Genomic DNA, 16,583 nt, shown 5'->3' on the forward strand with positions numbered 1-16,583 from the left:
ATCTTCTGTATATGTTCAAATGGATTTTGCATATTCTATATTCCTTTCTTAATAAAGTAGTGCAAAGTTACAAATAATTTTGGTATTTGCAAACCTCCAGCCAACTTTTTTTCTTTCTCAAAAGACAAATAATGCTAAAAGATTCATTTTTTTTGCCTGTAAAGCGTTTGAGTATGGATATTTTTTTGTATCTTTGTCGAGATTTTTGGAGAGGCAAAACGGCTTAGAACGCAAATAAATGCCCTTCTGAGCGATTTTCCATTAAAATCATGGTAATAAAAATACATAAACATAAATATAAGAAATGGACGAAAATCAGACAATGGATCATGATAGAATCATGAAAATCAACATTGAGGAGGAGATGAAGTCTAGCTACATCGACTATTCGATGTCAGTGATTGTGGCTCGTGCCCTTCCTGATGTACGTGATGGTTTCAAGCCTGTGCACCGCCGTATTCTTTACGGTATGCTGGGAATTGGAAACACCAGTGACAAACCATATAAGAAATGTGCGCGTGTTGTAGGTGAGGTGCTCGGTAAGTACCACCCACACGGTGACTCTTCCGTATATGGTGCCTTGGTTCGTATGGGTCAGGAATGGAATATGCGATATACTCTCATCGACGGACAGGGTAACTTCGGTTCTGTGGATGGCGACTCTCCTGCTGCTATGCGTTATACAGAGTGCCGTCTTTCAAAGATGGGTGAACACATCATGGACGACCTCGATAAGGAGACCGTTGACATGATGAACAACTTTGATGATACGCTCCAGGAGCCTACCGTCATGCCAACAAAGATTCCTAATCTCCTTGTGAATGGCGGTAATGGTATTGCTGTAGGTATGGCTACAAATATCCCTACCCATAACTTGGGCGAGGTGATTGATGGTTGCTGTGCTTATATCGATAATCCTGATATCGATACTGATGGCTTGATGCAGTATATTCCTGCTCCTGACTTCCCTACAGGTGCTACTATCTATGGTATCCAGGGAGTGAAGGATGCCTACGAGACAGGTAAGGGTAGAATCGTGGTTCGTGCTACTGCCGAAATAGAAAGCGGTGAAAGCCATGATAAGATTGTAATCACTGAGATTCCTTACGGAGTTAACAAGGAGCAGCTCGTAATGGCAATTGCCGATCTTGCCAAGGAAGGTAAGGTTGATGGAATTGCTAACGTGAACGATGAGTCCGGTCGTCAGGGTATGCGTATCGTTGTCGATGTAAAGCGTGATTCCAATGCCAATGTTCTCTTGAACAAACTCTTCAAGTTGACAGCTCTTCAGAGTTCATTCTCAGTGAATTGCATTGCTTTGGTCAATGGTCGTCCGCGCCTTTTGAGCTTGAAGGAATGCGTGAAGTACTTCGTTGACCATCGTCATGATGTAACAATCCGTCGTACTCAGTTCGAGTTGAAGAAGGCACAGGAGCGTGCTCACATTCTTGAAGGTCTGATTATCGCTTGTGATAATATTGATGAGGTAGTACATATCATTCGTGCCAGCAAGACTCCATCTGATGCTCAGCGCAACTTGGAGAAGCGTTTTGAACTGGATGAACTGCAGAGTAAGGCAATCGTAGACATGCGACTCAGTCAGTTGACAGGCTTGCGTCTGGAGCAGTTGCATAACGAGTTCAATGAGTTGATGAAGACCATCGACTACTTGAATCAGATCTTGAATGACCCTGAGCTTTGCAAGAAGGTAATGAAGGATGAACTCAATGAGGTGAAGGAAAAGTATGGTGACGCTCGCCGTACCATGATTAAGCCAGATGATCATGAGTTCAATCCAGAGGATTTCTATCCAAATGATCCTGTGGTTATTACCGTGAGTCACCTTGGTTATATCAAGCGTACTCCATTGTCAGAGTTCCGTGAACAGGCTCGTGGAGGTGTAGGTTCTAAGGGTGCACGTACTCGTGATAAGGACTTCACTGAGTATATCTATCCTGCAACTATGCACCAGACCATGCTGTTCTTTACCAAAAAGGGACGTTGCTACTGGCTCAAGTGCTATGAGATTCCTGAGGGCGACCGCAATTCAAAGGGTCGTGCTATCCAGAACCTCCTCAATATCGAGAATGATGATCAGGTAAATGCATTCCTCCGCCTGAGAGGCTTGAATGATGCCGAATTTATCAATAATCACTATGTAGTCTTTGCTACCAAGAACGGTACAGTGAAGAAGACATGTCTCGAGGCATATTCACGTCCACGTACCAACGGTGTGATTGCCATCAACATCGTAGAGGGTGATGAGGTGGTAGATGTTCGTTTGACAAATGGTCATAACGAGTTGATTCTTGCCAACAGAAACGGTCGTGCCGTTCGTTTTGATGAGAATCAGATCCGTACTATGGGACGTACTTCTACCGGTGTCCGCGGTATGCGTCTTGATGAGGGCGATGATGCCTTGATTGGTATGATTGTAGTCAATGATCCTGAGAAGGAAACCGTGATGGTTGTCAGCGAGCAGGGTTATGGTAAGCGTTCTGACGTAGTAGATTACCGTGTAACCAACCGTGGCGGTAAGGGTGTGAAGACTCTTAACATTACAGAAAAGACCGGTCGTCTGGTAGCTATCAAGAACGTAACCGATGATAACGACCTCATGATTATCAATCAGAGTGGAATCGTGATTCGTCTTGCTGTTGCCGATTGCCGTATCATGGGTCGTGCTACTCAGGGAGTCCGCCTCATCAATCTGGCTAAGAAGAATGATGTCATTGCCAGCGTATGTAAGGTGATGAGTTCAGAACTCGAAGCTTCTGTAGAAGAGGAGAGCCGTTCAGCTTGGGCAAAGAAGAGCGAGGAAATAGAAAACGATACTGTTGGTGCCAAGACTGCTGAAGAAGCAGCTGAGGCAGAAGCTCAGTTGGAGAATCAAGATGACGAGAATGTTCAGGAGTAATCCCCTGAACACTCGTTCATATCATATTGTCGAAGCGTAACAAATTATAAATTTCAACTTTTTAAACTTTAAACAAAATGAAAAAGTTAATCGTAGCTGCTATGTTGGTACTAGGTGCCACATCAGCATTCGCAGGTGACAGTGATGCACTCAAGGCTGTCATGAAGGCAAAGACTTATGCTGAGGCTGAGGCTTTGGTAAAGCAGAACTTGGGTCAGTTTGCTAATGATGCAGAGAAGGCTAAGGCTTACAACAAGTTGGTAGACCTTAGTATGAAGGATTTTAACGATCAGCAGTCTATTCAGCAGACCAATCAGCTCATGAAGAAGAATGATCCTGTTGATGAGAATGTAATGAACGAGGGCGCTTACAATGCTTTGATGAACGCTATCGAGTGCTACAAGTACGATCAGCTTCCTAATGCAAAGGGTAAGGTGTCTCCTAAGTTCAATGGCAATGCTTCCCGCGCTTGGGGTGCTCGCCAGCAGCTTGTAAATGCAGGTCAGACTGCAGCTCAGAACAATAAGGCTGATGATGTTTTGAAGTATTGGGGTGCATTCTTGGATACTGATGCTGAGCCTCTCTTCGCATCTATTGATGCTAAGCAGAAGGAAGGTGAGAAGGAGTATATCGGTCAGGTTGCTCTCTTCGCAGCTCGTTATGCTTATCAGGCCAAGGATGCTGCTCGTTGCGAGAAGTATTGCGACATTGCCATGACAAGCGAGAAGGAGGCTAAGGATGCTCTTAACCTCAAGCTCTATGTAATGAAGGATGGTTTGAAGACTAAGGAAGACTCTTTGAACTACGTTAACAAGCTGAAGGATCTCTATGCTAAGGATCCATCTAATGAGGTAATGCTCGATGGCTTGAACTCTATGTATTCTGCCTTGAAGATGGAGAAAGAGCAGACTGAGCTTTTGGATGCAGCTATCGCTAAGGATCCTAAGAACTTCGTAGCTCTTGCCAACAAGGGTATGATGTACATTCAGAAGAACGATGCTGACAATGCAATCAAGTGCCTCAAGCAGGCTCTCGAAGCAAAGCCAGACAATGTTGTAGTGATGACATATCTTGGTGCTTGCTACAACAGCAAGGCTGGTGACATCCAGGCTGTTCAGGGCCGTAAGGTAGTTTTCCAGGAGGCAATCAAGATTCTTGATAAGGCTAAGGAACTCGATCCAGAGAAGGCACAGGCTAACTGGGGTTACACCCGTTACCAGGCTTACTATGGTTACTATGGTCCTAATGCACCTGAGACCAAGAAGGCTGAGGAAGAGAGCAAGTAATCACATAGGATGATATGAAATTATAATCGCCTTGCCGAATAATCGGTAAGGCGATTTTTTTAGGAAAGTCTGGTATGATTTCTGTTGCTGCATAACAGTTGTGCGACGGACGCATACCAGCTGATTTACGAGCGCACATCAGTTGTTATGCAAGCGCACAACAGCTGTTGTGCGGCCTAAGAAGCTTACTTTTCTGAAAACATATACTATCTTTTCCAACAACTTCTACTGTCTTTTCCAACGACTTCTACTGTCTGATAAACTGATATAATAAAAGAAAAAAGAAATCGTTCATTAAACAGATATAATAAATGTGGATAGAAATCGTTTATTATATAAATAGTAATCAAAAATGAAGAATATTAAACCTTTTCTTGCGGTTTTATCCTTTCTATCTCCTATTGTACATGCGCAGAATGCAGATTACGAAGGAGAGGGGAAAAGTAAGATAAATCTTTGCAGCAATATTGAATGGAAAGCCGAAATGCAGGGTTCTTTTTCCAAGGGAAAAACGCCTTTATGGCTTAATGCCAATAAGCATGGTCTCAGTTCATTAGATGACTGCAATGGTTATTTACGCGGTAGTCTGGTTCGTCCTTTGGAATCAGATTCAGCTCGTCGTTGGGCAGTTGGCTATGGCTTGGATATTGCTGTACCAGAAAATTATACCAGCAGTTTTATTGTACAGCAGGCTTTTGCTGAGGTTCGCTGGCTTCATGGAACTATGACCATAGGATCTAAGGAATATCCTATGGAACTCAAGAATCAGACTTTGTCAAGCGGTAGTCAGACGTTGGGTATTAATGCTCGTCCAATACCTCAAGTTCGTTTGGCTTTGCCTGAATACATAACGCTACCTATTCTGAATGGTTGGTTGCAGCTGAAAGGTCATATTGCTTATGGAATGATGACTGATGACCGTTGGCAGCACGAATTCACTTCACGTCAATCAAAATATGCCGATCATGTCCTTTTTCATAGCAAGGCGGGTTATCTTAAGATAGAAAATCAGAGGAAGAACAGTCCTTGGAGCGTAGAACTAGGTTTGGAAATGGGCGCTGAGTTTGGAGGAAATCCCTATCAGATGTATGATGAACAAATGGTGCAGATGCCTACCGAGAAAGGTTTGAAAGGCTTTTGGCACGCTTTTGTTCCAGGTGGTTCTGATGCGACGGATGGTGAATATACGAATGCTGCAGGTAATCAGATGGGTTCCTGGCTGATGCGTGTGAATTATCAGGCAGATAGTTGGGCGCTTCATGCATATTTAGACCATTTTTTTGAGGATCATAGCCAGATGTTCCTGCTGGACTATAACGGATATGGTGAAGGTGATGAATGGAATCAGAAGAAGAAGTCCCGTTTCTTCCGTTATGCACTGAAGGATATGCTCTGGGGAATGGAGTTGAACTTAAAGACCTCCAGATGGTTGAGAAATGTTGTATTCGAATATATCTACACCAAGTATCAAAGCGGTCCGTATAATCACGACCATACGTTGAATATTCCTGATCATGTAGCCGGAATGGACGATTATTATAATCACAATATTTATACCGGCTGGCAGCATTGGGGGCAAGTAATCGGAAACCCTCTTTTCCGTTCACCTATTTATAATACAGATGGGAAAATAATGGTGCAGAATAACCGTTTCATAGCTTACCATTTAGGATTTGACGGACAGCCTACAAAACGACTGGGATATCGGGCTATGGCTACGTATCAGAAAGGCTGGGGTACTTATGACGAGCCTTTTACGAAGGAGCATCACAATATGAGTTTTCTGTTAGAGTCGCAGTATGATTTTAATCATGGCTGGAGTGTCAAGGCTGGTTATGCAATGGATTTTGGAAGTAATCAGATGTTGGGACATAATGCTGGATTCCAATTTACCATTTCCAAGAAGGGATTGCTAAAATGATTCGTTTAACCAAAGATGAATAAAAATATGAATAAGAATATTGCATCTGTTTTTGTTCTGCTGATGCTAGTGCTGGGCAGTGTATTGTTGAACTCCTGTGAAATAGAGAGTAGTGGCAATGGCAGTCTTGATGGATTCTGGCATTTGGAGAGTATTGATACGCTTGCCACTGGTGGCAGAAGCGACTATAGCAAGCAACGGGTTTTCTGGGGAGTACAATACAAGCTGCTGTCAGTGAATAATTACGAAGGAGGGAGATTTTATTTCCGATTCCGTCAGACTTCTGATAGTCTCATTCTTTCATCCCCCTATAAGAATAATTGGCATCAGGATGTAGAGAATGGTGGAGATATTCCCCTGACAGAAATCAATGATACACTTCGCCAGTGTGGAATTAACCACCTGGTTGAGTCATATTATAAAGAGAAAATGAATGGCGATAAGATGATTCTTCGTACGAAAGAATTAAGATTGAATTTTAAAAAGTTCTAGTTTCCTTTTAAAACTAGAACTTTTTGCCGAAAATGATGTTGATAAAGGTCTTAACCAGAATTTTTGTATCAAACCACCATGAGCGATGCTCCAGATAGTAAAGGTCTAGCTCTAATCGCCTCAACATCTTTTCCATTGTATCAGTATATCCATTGTATAGGGTTGCATAGGAAGTTACTCCCGGTCTTATCTGATACAAGTATTTATATCTAGGATCTTGCTCAATGATTTGGTCTATGTAATACTTACGTTCCGGACGCGGACCGATAAAAGCCATATCTCCCTTCAGGACATTCCAGAGCTGAGGTAGTTCGTCCAAATGATGTGTTCTCAAGAATCTTCCCACCTTTGTCAGTCTGGGGTCTCCGCTAGTTTCCAATAGGTTGGGTCCGTCTTTTTCTGCATCTATTTTCATTGAGCGGAATTTATATATATGAAAGGGCTTTCCGTACCGCCCGATTCGTTCCTGGCTATAAATGACAGGTAATCCATCCTCCCGTCTGATAGCTAAGGCAATAATAGCGAAAAGAGGAGAGAAGATTATTAAACATCCTCCAGACAAGAAGAAGTCTATCGAACGCTTTACAAACCGTTCGATAAAACTACTCTTATCTATGTATGTCTTTTCTTTTTCTTTCATGAAATGATAGCTTTGTTCCTGATACCTTTATTAATGAGCAAATGGAGTAGGACATAGATTACTATATCTGCAACCATTGTAATGGTCAAATTACAGCCCCAGTTATACATCAACAGATTGATGATGATATAAAGCAAGGCTAGTAGGATAATACTTATCAGCGCAAGATGCTGGCTCATGCCCAGTTGCATCAGTTTATGATGTATATGGCTTCTATCAGGACTGAAAATCGGTTTCTTCTTGCGTATACGATGTAATACTACTCTCACGACATCAAATGTTGGGACTATCAGTAGACTGTAAGCCAGGAAAACTCTTTCCATGGAAACAGGCATTAAGTTAGGGCTTACGGCTATTGATTTTACGAACAGGAAAGCCAGGATAAAACCCAGGGTAAGACTGCCTGAATCACCCATGAATATTTTCGTGCCCTTTGCCGGATCTCCCCAAACATTGAAGTAGAGGTAAGTAACCAATACACCTATTAATCCTGAAATCATTACTTCGTAAGCTGTAAGACTATACTGCATGAAGCAATATACAAAGCCGCATAATGCTATCAATGACAAGCTGGCTGCCAAACCGTCAATGCCATCAATCAGGTTTATTGCATTGTCAATAAAGACGATGACAAATACGGTTAGCGGTATTCCTATACATGCAGGCACTTCGTATATTCCCAGAAGACCATACAGATTATTGATGCATAGTCCACACAGCGGTAATATGGAAGCTGCAACAATCTGGATGAAAAACTTGATATTGGCATTCAGCCCTATGATGTCATCCACTATTCCTGCAGCATAAACCAGGAGTAAGCTGAGTAGAAAGCCCATGCTCCATAGGCTGATTTGGATTTTGCCATTCATTGTGTTGGAAGTCATAGTATACATGACGATGACTGCTGCAATGATCATGCTGGGTATGAATGCAATACCTCCAAGTCGCGGAATCATTGTATGGTGCACCTTTCTAAGGTTGGGCAAATCGTATAGATTCTTTTGCTTGCAGAAACGCAATAATGCAGGGATAAACAGGAATCCGCAGCAAGCGCTGAGCAGGAAAGACCCTATAATGGGTAACAATATTTGTGTCATTATTTAGTATTTTAATTTTTCTCTTTTTTATTAATAACCTTAAATGTAGTTATTTATTGCATCAACAACCAATTTTTTTATCTGCAGGCATAAAATAATCATAAAAGTTTGGCAGTTTCATACAAAAGATGTAAATTTGCAGAAAGATAGTCTTGCACTTTTGCTTAGTGAGATGAATCTATTCAAATAATAATTAAAGAGATGAAATGAAAATTAGTATAATTACAGCTTCTTATAATAGAGGTAAGACAATCAGGCATACTGTAGAATCTGTACTTCGTCAAACATATCCAGATTTTGAATATATTGTTGTCGATGGAGGTTCTACAGATAATTCTATTGATATTCTGAAGGAATATCAAGTCGCTTTCAAGGGTAGATTGAAGTGGATTTCAGAAAGAGACAAGGGAATTTATGATGCGATGAATAAAGGAATCAGAATGGCAACCGGTGATGTTGTGGGAATTTTGAATTCTGATGATTTCTATACGGATGAAAATGTATTGCAGACAGTAGCTGATAATTTCATGAATTATTCTGTTGATGCAGTTTATGGTGATATTCATTTTGTTCATGATGCTGATTTAGGCAAATGTGTGAGGTATTATTCTTCAAGATTATTTTCTCCATTTTGGCTACGTTTCGGTTTCATGCCCGCTCATCCTTCCTTTTATTGCAAACGTGAGGTTTTCGACAAGGCGGGGTTATATAGTTTGGATTACAAGATTGGAGCTGATTATGAGATGATGGTTCGCTTATTCAGAAAATATGGCATTTCAAGTCGCTACATATCTAAGGATTTTGTAACCATGCGAACGGGGGGAGCCAGCAATCGTTATTTCAGAAATCGCCTCACGCTTATCCGCGAAGATGTTAAAGCTTGCCGCGATAATGGCATTTATACCAATTCATTTCTTGTCTCTCTGAAATTCCTGTATAAGATTTTTGAGTTTAGAGTATTCTAAGTGAATGCTCTAAACTCAATGAACCTATATCAGTTGTTTGTAAAGGTTTATATATTCTATGAGTCTTTCATTTTTATCAAAAAGTTTCATTGCTCTTTGTCTGCAGGAAAGCTGGTAGGCTTTTTTATCTTTCTCACATATTTCCAGAATATAGCCTTTTGCCTCTTCTAAATTCTTTGGTTCCACAGCATAGCCCGTTTCTGCAGAAATGGCTTCTTCACAACCACCAGTCTTATAGGTAACAATTGGAGTGCCGCATGCCAATGATTCTATATTGGTAGTCGGGAAGTTGTCTTCGATGGTTGGGTTGAAGAAAACATTAGCCTGCGAATAGAGACATCTCATCTCATTGATGTTTTCTGTTCTTCTTATAGCTGTGATTTCATCCGGTAGGTTTTGTGCATCTTTTTCGTTGATTCCAACCAGGATTATCTTATATCCCTCAGGCAAGATCTTGCTCAAGGAAATGAAGTCATCTAATCCTTTTCTGTACCAATTAGAAGCCACTCCCAAAATGATTTTTGTATTCTTGGCAAGCTGATATTTTGTTCTAATGTCTATTTCAAGGCTAGGCTTGAAAGTCTCCAAATCAATGCCGTTATATATTTGTTGGAGAGGAATATTACAAAGAAAAGATTTCCTGACTTCACCTTCCAGCCATTTACTGACAGGAACGATTGTCAGATTGGGAATGGAATTGAAGTATTTCTTTTTCAGTTCAAAATTACGGTAGGCATTATCAAGCAATAACGAGCTGGGATAAGCTTTTTTCTGAGGACATTTCTCACAATGTGTTTGCCATTTATTGCATTTTACAAACATGTAGTGGGCACAGTGTCCGGTAAAAGCCCAACAGTCATGTAGCGTCCATACCACTGGTTTGTTATATTTGGCAAGAAACTCCATCAATAGTGGATAGTTCAGATAGTATCCGTGTATATTATGCAGGTGGATAATATCGGGGTTGATTTCTTCTATATAGCTGATTAATCGTCGGGTTGGATGTTTTGACATCAGTCCATGATTGTCCAGAATACGTGAAGCGATTCCATGTATTCTTTCATCCATCATGCAGCCAATCTGATAGAGATGAGATTGGCTGGGATTACTCCAGCGCCCATAGGCGATATAGCTTTCCCATCCTTCCTTTATGGCAAGTTGGCCGATTCCTTCGGCAATTTTTCCGTGCGAACCCCAATTGGCTGTTATGTTAATCTGCAGTAGTTTCATTCAAACATTTTTTTATTCTTCATACTTCTTATTACATCCCAGGAAATAGTACATGTGTCTGATTGGCCAGAAAGGTTCAAAGTGACGTCTGTTGATTACTTTTCCGTTGAATGAAAAATATTTTTTATAAACAGACTGTGCAAACACATACTGGTATGTTTTACAGGCAATATCAATAGATAGATTGTTTGCCTGTGAGAGCTTACCGTATGGGAAGGCAAAATATTTGCAGGTGCATCCCAATTTGTCTTCTATTATCTTTTTACACTCTACAATCTGGTACTCTAGTTCTTTTTTATCTGTACTATTGATCATGTAATGATCCATCGTATGAGCACCAACAATATGTCCACGTTTGTGCAGGTCAATAATCTGCTCCCATCTCATAGGTTTCTTGTTTGGAGTCATCACGATGCAATCATTAAAATGATTGATATATTCCTGTGAACCTTCAGCATAATTCGGATTGATGAAGAAAGCTGCATTCGTACCATATTCCTCTAATATAGGGGCAAATATCTCGTAGTCTTCCAGAAAACCATCATCAAAGCTGAATGCAACAAGTGGCTTTGAAGGCATTTCATGATGATGAATCTTCTCGACAGCATCTTCAAATCTAATGAACTCAACCTTTTGAGAAAGCTCTTCCAGCATTTTTCTGAATGTAGATGGTTCGTTCTCCTTTGCTATACGGTGTCCGTTAAGAATATGAATTCCTGGCTGAGGCTCTTTGAAGAGTCCCATGATATGAAGAAAGCAATTTCTTGCTTGTGTTCGAAAATACATTTTCAGATTATTCATTTTCTAAAACTTTTTTGAGTACATTAATTTGATAATCAACATTCCATTTTCTGTCTATTTCCTTGAATGCTTCTTTTCGGGTTTCTTCCCAGGTCTTTTCTTCAGCTGATATAACTTTTCTGATTTTATCTTTCAAATCAGCTACATCTCCCTGCAGGTAAAAGTATCCGGTCTTTGATGGCTTTATGGCTTCAAACTCAGGCATTTGTTCTGCAAAGTTGTCATGAGTAATAATCGGGCAACCAAATGAGAGAGCATGGATGGCAGTTAAGCCAATATTACCAGGTGAAACGCATACGGAAGCATTGTAGAACAGTTCAGCTAGGGTAGAGTCTTCATAACAAGGACCATACATCCATACGCTTTGTTCTATTCCCTTTTCTTTAGCATAGCTTGGAATGTCTACTCCGTCTACATCTTTTCCTACAAATATAATATTGATAGGGCAGTTTTCCTCGTAGAGCATTTTTGCACTATCTATTATCTGGTTCAATTGCTTTCTCTTCTGTATTCTTCCGCAATAAATCACAACTGGGTAATTGTTGTGAAAATGCTTAGAGTATACATCAGATTTGCAAAGTCTTTTCCTGATATCCAATAAATGTGCAGAGTCCAGGGAATTGGCAATGCAATACATATTCTCCGGATTGAAACCTTTGGATTTCATGACGTTTATGGAATATTCACTGTAAACCATTAACTTCGTGAATAATTTATAGTAAGTTTTTTTGATAATGTTCTTAACAAAGGATTCATTTCCATAAAAGCCATGTGTCCATGCTATAGTTTCCTTATGCCTTATTAAAGCCCACAACAATATTATCCACGATGATAAACAATATGGTTCGCCATCAAGGATATAGTGAGTATAGTCTCTATTGACTAATTGTATAGAGCCACTTTGCCAATAAAAGTTATGAAAGAAACGATTGTGCAGGGTTTCTTTATAGCCTTTCAACTTGTTATAATCAAAAGCCTTAATCTTGGTGTTGATGTGGTCACCTAGATAGAAATCGCAGGAGAATGTTTCTGAAATCTTCTGGAATATAGGCAATCGATAATGTGGCCCGATGTTTGTTATAAAACAGAGTTTTTGCTTCATTTCAATATACATTCTTTTATGGCATCAAGAAATCCATGACCATATTTCAAGTCTGGTTCTACGTAATTGCCTTCTCCCCATTCATTCCATGAACGGAGGAAAAGTATTTTGTGTTCAAGAGGTCTTCCTTCAACAATTTTCAAAGCATCTTTAAGATGTTTCTTGAAATTTTCTGGTGTTGAGTTATAGTAAACTCCCTCTTTTCTTCCTACTCTGGCTGTTCTGTCCCATTGTGGAAGAATGGTTGGGTAAATATTCTCCCATCGGTCTTCTGGAGAGAAAAAGTACTTTACCACTTTGGGATAGTTATACTTCTGTACAGGGAGCCAAGGGAATTTCTGGTGTAGATAAAGACTTATGATTCTTCTCCATTTTCCTTGACTTAGCATTTCTGCTCTTGACTTTCCGTACGAGTTCAGCCCGTCAAATCCGAGTTTCAGGAGATTTTCATAAACCTCTTTACTGCTTTTCAGATTGGGCAATACTCTCTTAAGTGTTCCATCTTCCGTTCGCTGTATAGTAGTTGTATTGTTACACATAGCGACGAAATAGAAATCTTTCAACCCATTATTCATAGCCAGTTTACGCCACAATTGTATGAACTCTTCTATACCTTGGAATCTATATGGGTCATATATTACGAATAAGATTTTGCCATCTACCGTAATGTATCTGTGGTCTTTGAATGCCGGCAGGAGAGAATAGAAATGTTCCGTATGATCCTTCTCACCCAAATATTCCTGCTTCGCAATCATAGCATCCAACTTACTGTCCTTCTTCCATGATTTGTTTGACCAATCATGATTAGCCCAGCAGAGGCAGAACGGGAAATCCGGTTTGCCAGAAGCAACTACTTCCTGAAATGGTCTTTCCAGCAATTGCTTGCCGTTTCCAAACCAATAATGCCAATAGCAGAAGCCTTCAACCCCTGCTTCACGCGCCAATTGTGCCTGCTGTTCTCTTATTTCTGGCAGTCTTAAATCATAAAAGCCAAGATCTGCAGGTATTCTAGGCTGATAATGTCCCTTGAAGAATGGTTTTGCCTTGGCTACATTTGTCCATTCAGTAAACCCCTTTCCCCAGAACTTATCATTCTCGGGAATAGGGTGAAATTGTGGCAAATAATTTGCTATGATTCTTGCTTCCATCTTTATTTCTGTTTTTATCTTCTAGTCGATTCTTATTGTGTTGAACATAATCTTGCCCTTGGGCAACCATATTGCAAAGATATATAAAATAAATGACATAGCCATCAACTACAGTCATTATTTTCTGCATTTATCTATTTTCCAGTTTTATTGTCATTCCTTCGGATATTTTATTAGCAGTATTTCGTGATATCTCAAGTATGCATATAGCCCTAAGAGGGTTATGATTCGTAAATTGCCAGTATCTGCATACGAAAATAGTGTCATTCCTCCTTGAATACTAATGCATGCAGTAAAGTATATCAATAGCAATTGATATAATTTAATAGTTGGATCATGCGTCCTTGTTTTTCTACACAGCATGTAGAAAACGCAGACAAATAAGATAAAAGCTATTATAGGACCAAAATCTATTGTGAAATCACCAACAAAAGTGTAGAAAAAATAGTCGTCCAATTCTAAATTATGGTATTTGTCTCTGCGTTCAACAAAATTTTTAGGCGTGTCTGGATCTATGATACGCTTGAACAGATTGATGGTTCTATCGCCATATCGGATGCCACCTGCATCTAACCCATTATTGTTGAAATATAAGCTTCCTTGTCCCACATACCAATTGATGAAACCGCCAACACCAGCTTGCTCTTTTCCGAATCTACTCATGGTTATAGCAAGGATTGGTAGCGAAATGAGTATTATGGAAATGATGCCAATCTTCTTTACAGCTTTGTTGATTCTTCTAGATAGATAGGGCTTAAACAGAAAATAGCCAACAACAACAGTTAGTGTACAAGAAACAACACCGCTACGCTGTCCGTGCGTTATTGGTATGATAACGCCTAAGATTGTGGTAAATGCCAAGCCATAAATCACCAGCTTATGTTTAAAATCTTTTAAAGACAAGAAATAGAATAACAGAAATACTGTAATATCCGATAGCGAATTGTAGATTACTGCAGGCAGATTACGGATGGCTTTACCGGAATTTCCTATTTCTTCTACCTGGTCAGTATACACTTCTTTAGCAGCAGAGTCATCGACAAATAAATTTATAATTCCTTTATTCGCCTGAGCTATGATTCCCGGAATCATCATGATTGCAGAGATGACGATAATCCAACCTATTATTACTAATACTCTGGTATGGGGATTTTCGATAGTTTTAGCTGGATGACTATGATATATGATAATAGGAGATAATGCTATCATCAACATTGTATATAGATATATATAAGGAAAAATCTTCAAAGGCTTGTATGCCTCTGAAAAAAGCGGATCATTGATAGTTAAAACCGAAAAGAAAGCATATACTATATACATAAACATAATGACGCTTCCTGTGTCTAATACCATATTTTTATAGTGGTACCAGATAAACGTCAATACCCAAACGAATAGGTAGGATATGCATAATATATTATTAGATATGATTTCTGACATGTTTGAATACTGTTGATGTTAAAAACTTTTTGATAAGTTGCCGTTCATTTGAAGATAAGCCCCACATATAACCTAGTATAGCCATGCATAAGGGAGCTCCCAAGAGTACACTGGCTAAGTTGATCCACTGATTGGAAATGAATCCATTCAGGAAAGCAAATATTGCGAAGCTTACTATTGAAACTATGAGTGCAGGGATTAGAAATCCCCACATATATTGTCTAAGTGAAAAATATTCGAATACTTTCCGGATACAATAAATCCTTACGATATGTGCAAGTATGCATACCATTAACATAGATATTAATAATGATTCGGATGGTAGCCCCATCTTGTAGAATACCCATGTTATAGGAAGGCTTAATCCTGTGAAACTTTCTGTCAGCAGATGATAGTTGCGGATTTTTCCCGTTGCATGAATGATGATAGTGATAGGATTATGCATGGATATTACTATGAGATAGACTAGCATCAATTGACAGAACAGAACCGTTATATCATTGGCAAAGCCAAGCCAGCAGGTCAGAATCCATTTCATTTTGATGAACAGTGGGATGGATACCGCTGTCAATACATAATAAATGAATTTATTGGACATCGTAAACAGTTGGCAGACATATTCCAGATTGCCTTCTGCGTATTTTTTTTGCATGGCAGGACGGAATGGAACAATCATACTATTGACCAAGGCGGTAACAGCATTGTTTATCTGGAGTGCAACGCCAAAAGCTGCATTGATGATTGGACCAAAGAAAATATTTATCAGAATAATACCTCCTTGAAACATGCTTGTGTTGGCTATTGAACCCAATATTGTCCAGCCGGAAAAAGACAATAAGTTTTTATAGATACTCTTGTCCTTTATTTTCGTGTATTTTAAATCTTTAAAGAGTAAATGGCTTAGGACGACATAGGTGGTTAAGACAAAAAGTGCAACGAAGAGTAACGAGCCGCTATAGAAGCACAAATGGTCCATACCTATTAGGATGGTTACATAGGTTAATACCAGCTTTCCAAGACTTTCCAAGGTTGAAACCAGTGCATATACTCCTATCTTTTCGTATGCAAAGATGAGAGAGAGGAATGGTATTTGTATGAAAGAACACAGAAAGGTAATCAAAGAAAATTGATAAACCCATAGTACAGCCTCCATTCTATCTGCAGGTATGTTAAGCTGAGTATTGACAAACCATAAACCTACAGTCTCAAAAATGGTTATAATGATGATGCATAAGATTAATTCAATGTTTATACTCGCAGAATATACTTTTTTCAACTCTCCCTTATCTTGCTTGCCTAAAGCTACGGAGTAGAAGCGCTGGATGGAAAGTGTCAGTACTCCGGAGATGAAAGCGGAAGTAGTGATTACGCCCGCTATCGTATTGAACAATCCATAGTCTACAAGCCCTAAAGCTTTGATGATCAACCTTACAGTATATAAGTTGACAAACATCAATACCACCATTCTTGCAAACAACACGATGGTGTTGCTTGCAATGCGTTTGGTGGATTGTGTGTTGTCAACTTTACTATTGGTGTTCATA

13 protein-coding genes are annotated in these 16,583 nt (G+C 39.7%); 5 read left to right on the forward strand and 8 right to left on the reverse strand.

Annotation, left to right across the window (positions count from 1 at the left end; translation table 11 throughout):
* The first annotated feature begins 304 nt into the window (after nt 1–304).
* The 4 genes from gyrA (at nt 305) to ACQRBJ_RS10335 (ending at nt 6,616) form a co-directional block, all read left to right on the forward strand.
* Nucleotides 305–2,917, forward strand: a complete 2,613-nt coding sequence (gyrA, locus tag ACQRBJ_RS10320; RefSeq protein ID WP_294970734.1) for a DNA gyrase subunit A — start codon at nt 305–307, stop codon at nt 2,915–2,917.
* A gap of 77 nt (nt 2,918–2,994) precedes the next feature.
* The gene (locus ACQRBJ_RS10325) at nt 2,995–4,203 is read left to right on the forward strand and encodes a hypothetical protein (RefSeq protein ID WP_445303552.1); all 1,209 of its coding nucleotides are present in this window, start codon (nt 2,995–2,997) and stop codon (nt 4,201–4,203) included.
* Between the two features lie 352 nt (nt 4,204–4,555).
* A complete protein-coding gene (locus tag ACQRBJ_RS10330) occupies nt 4,556–6,124 on the forward strand; it encodes a capsule assembly Wzi family protein (protein WP_445303553.1) in 1,569 nt (522 codons plus the stop codon).
* A 27-nt stretch (nt 6,125–6,151) separates the two neighbouring features.
* Nucleotides 6,152–6,616, forward strand: coding sequence for a lipocalin-like domain-containing protein (locus tag ACQRBJ_RS10335; RefSeq protein ID WP_445303554.1), 465 nt, complete (start codon nt 6,152–6,154; stop codon nt 6,614–6,616).
* Nucleotides 6,617–6,629: 13 nt separating this feature from the next.
* Here the strand turns inward: ACQRBJ_RS10335 and ACQRBJ_RS10340 are convergent, their stop codons facing one another.
* Together ACQRBJ_RS10340 and ACQRBJ_RS10345 are read right to left on the reverse strand one after the other, a co-directional pair.
* Nucleotides 6,630–7,256, reverse strand: coding sequence for a sugar transferase (locus tag ACQRBJ_RS10340; RefSeq protein ID WP_153125973.1), 627 nt, complete (start codon nt 7,254–7,256; stop codon nt 6,630–6,632).
* Nucleotides 7,253–8,353 carry an MraY family glycosyltransferase gene (locus ACQRBJ_RS10345; RefSeq protein WP_445303555.1) on the reverse strand — a complete coding sequence of 367 codons (1,101 nt, stop codon included), beginning with the start codon at nt 8,351–8,353 and terminating at the stop codon, nt 7,253–7,255. The genes ACQRBJ_RS10340 and ACQRBJ_RS10345 overlap by 4 nt, the downstream gene beginning before the upstream one ends.
* Nucleotides 8,354–8,559: 206 nt before the next feature.
* Between ACQRBJ_RS10345 and ACQRBJ_RS10350 the strand changes: the two genes are divergently transcribed.
* Nucleotides 8,560–9,318, forward strand: coding sequence for a glycosyltransferase family 2 protein (locus ACQRBJ_RS10350; protein WP_445303556.1), 759 nt, complete (start codon nt 8,560–8,562; stop codon nt 9,316–9,318).
* A gap of 24 nt (nt 9,319–9,342) precedes the next feature.
* Here the strand turns inward: ACQRBJ_RS10350 and ACQRBJ_RS10355 are convergent, their stop codons facing one another.
* The 6 genes from ACQRBJ_RS10355 to ACQRBJ_RS10380 form a co-directional block, all read right to left on the reverse strand.
* Nucleotides 9,343–10,548, reverse strand: coding sequence for a glycosyltransferase (locus tag ACQRBJ_RS10355; RefSeq protein ID WP_445303557.1), 1,206 nt, complete (start codon nt 10,546–10,548; stop codon nt 9,343–9,345).
* A gap of 12 nt (nt 10,549–10,560) precedes the next feature.
* Entirely contained in the window at nt 10,561–11,349 is a 789-nt protein-coding gene (locus tag ACQRBJ_RS10360; protein WP_445303558.1) for a polysaccharide deacetylase family protein, read from the reverse strand.
* Nucleotides 11,342–12,463, reverse strand: a complete 1,122-nt coding sequence (locus ACQRBJ_RS10365) for a glycosyltransferase (RefSeq protein ID WP_445303559.1) — start codon at nt 12,461–12,463, stop codon at nt 11,342–11,344. The genes ACQRBJ_RS10360 and ACQRBJ_RS10365 overlap by 8 nt, the downstream gene beginning before the upstream one ends.
* Complete coding sequence (locus ACQRBJ_RS10370) at nt 12,448–13,599, reverse strand: glycosyltransferase WbsX family protein (protein WP_445303560.1); 1,152 nt, start codon at nt 13,597–13,599, stop codon at nt 12,448–12,450. The genes ACQRBJ_RS10365 and ACQRBJ_RS10370 overlap by 16 nt, the downstream gene beginning before the upstream one ends.
* Nucleotides 13,600–13,752: 153 nt before the next feature.
* On the reverse strand, nt 13,753–14,952 hold the full coding sequence (locus ACQRBJ_RS10375; protein WP_445303561.1) for an O-antigen polymerase: 1,200 nt from the start codon (nt 14,950–14,952) through the stop codon (nt 13,753–13,755).
* Nucleotides 14,953–15,019: 67 nt separating this feature from the next.
* Nucleotides 15,020–16,582: a polysaccharide biosynthesis protein gene (locus ACQRBJ_RS10380; RefSeq protein WP_445303562.1), complete on the reverse strand. Its 1,563-nt coding sequence runs from the start codon at nt 16,580–16,582 to the stop codon at nt 15,020–15,022.
* Nucleotide 16,583: the final 1 nt, after the last annotated feature.

It is taken from the genome of Prevotella sp. SGI.167 (assembly GCF_050313615.1).
Taxonomy (GTDB): Bacteria; Bacteroidota; Bacteroidia; order Bacteroidales; family Bacteroidaceae; genus Prevotella.